Here is a 1,501-nt window from a genome sequence, read left to right as displayed (position 1 = left end):
TCCTGGCCGTGACCAGCCTGGAGTGGCAGCGCCCGGGGTGGATCCAGGGCCGGCGCAGCGCCTGGGAGACCGCGCTGTTCAGCGACGCCGGTGCGGTGGCCAACCGCGCCCGCGACCTGGACCCCCAAGTGGGCGTGGGTGCCGGCGTGCGCTACAACAGCCCGGTGGGCCCGCTGCAGGCCGACCTGGCCTACGGCCTGGACCGGCGCCAACTGCGCCTGCACCTGAGCGTGGGGTTCACCTTTTGAGCGCGCCGCCGCCCTCACCGCCGCCCGACCGCCCGGCCGTGTCGGTGGGTGGGCGCTGGCGCGTGGCCCGGACGCTGCTGGCGCTCACCGCCCGGGCCCAGGGCTGGCTCCTGGGCCTGCTGGGCGGGGCGCTGGCGCTCGCATTGGCGCTGCTGCTGAGCGCCTGGTTCTGGAGCGCCAGCCCCCAGTCGCTGGCACAGGCCCTGGGCTGGACGGCCGACTGGCTGGCCGACCCGACTACCGGCCAGCGCCCGCTGACGGTAGAAGGCGTCCAGGGCGCGCTGCGCACCGGTGGCCGTGTGGAGCGCCTGCTCTGGCGCCGCAACGGCCTGGAGGTGGAGGTGCGCGGCCTGGCCTTGCGCTGGCCCGCCGACCTCTGGCCCGCGCTGCTGCTGCGCCAGACCGTGGCCATCGACACGCTCGCGGCCGAGCACCTGCGCGTGCACGACCAGCGCCCCGACCGAAGGCCCGAGGCCCCGACGCCTCCCGACCGCCTGACGCTGCCCTGGCTGCGCCAGGTGGCACTGCCGCTGCACCTCGACACCCTGGTCTGGGAAGACGGCTCGGCCGTTACGGTCGGGCCGATCGACGCGCACTACCGCTACGGCCCCCTGCCCACCGGCACCGCGCCAGGCCTGCACCACACCCTGGTGCTGGACCGGCTGGCGTGGAGCGGTGGCCAATACAGCCTGCAGGCCCAAGTGCAGGCCGAAGGCCGGCTGGAGTTGGCCGCCACCCTGCACGGCCAGCTCCAGGGCCCCCACGCCGACGGGGCCCCGCCCCTGCCCCTGCAAGCCCGGGCCACCCTGCAAGGCCAGTTGGCCGGCGCCCAGGCCACGCTGCAGGCCCGCCTCGACATCACCCCCTCGCTGGCCCGACCGTCCAGCCCCAACGCCCCCCAGCTCCAGGCCCACGCCACCCTGCACCCCTGGGACCCGCTGCCGGTGCGCGCCGGCCAACTGTCGCTGGCTCGGATCGACCTGGCCAGCCTCTGGCCCGGCGCACCGACCACGCTGCTAGACGGCGACTGGGCCGTGCACAGCAGCGACACGCCCCCGGACGCCCGCAGCCCCGGCGTAGCCCTGGCCCGCATCGGCTGGCACCTGCGCGGCGAACTCCGCAATGGCCGCCCCGGCCCGCTCGACCGGCAACGCCTGCCCCTGGAGCGCCTGCAAACCCACCTGCAGTGGCAGGCCGGGGACTGGCACGTGCACACCCTGAACGCCGCCCTGGCCGGCGGCACCCTGCAGGCC

General features: G+C 76.2%; 2 protein-coding genes. Both read left to right on the top strand.

What is annotated here, in order from left to right; all coding sequences use genetic code 11:
- On the top strand, positions 1 to 248 hold a 248-nt coding region (locus CON77_RS15020; RefSeq protein WP_157827002.1), incomplete at its 5' end, for a BamA/TamA family outer membrane protein.
- Positions 245 to 1,501 (top strand): AsmA family protein (locus CON77_RS15015; RefSeq protein ID WP_500778844.1); only part of this gene is annotated, 1,257 nt, incomplete at its 3' end. The genes CON77_RS15020 and CON77_RS15015, both read left to right, overlap by 4 nt.

This window comes from Macromonas nakdongensis (genome assembly GCF_002837145.1).
Classification (GTDB): domain Bacteria; phylum Pseudomonadota; class Gammaproteobacteria; order Burkholderiales; family Burkholderiaceae_C; genus Macromonas_B; species Macromonas_B nakdongensis.
The sequence above is the reverse complement of the archived record's forward strand: the minus strand, read 5'-3'. Positions and strand labels throughout refer to the sequence as shown.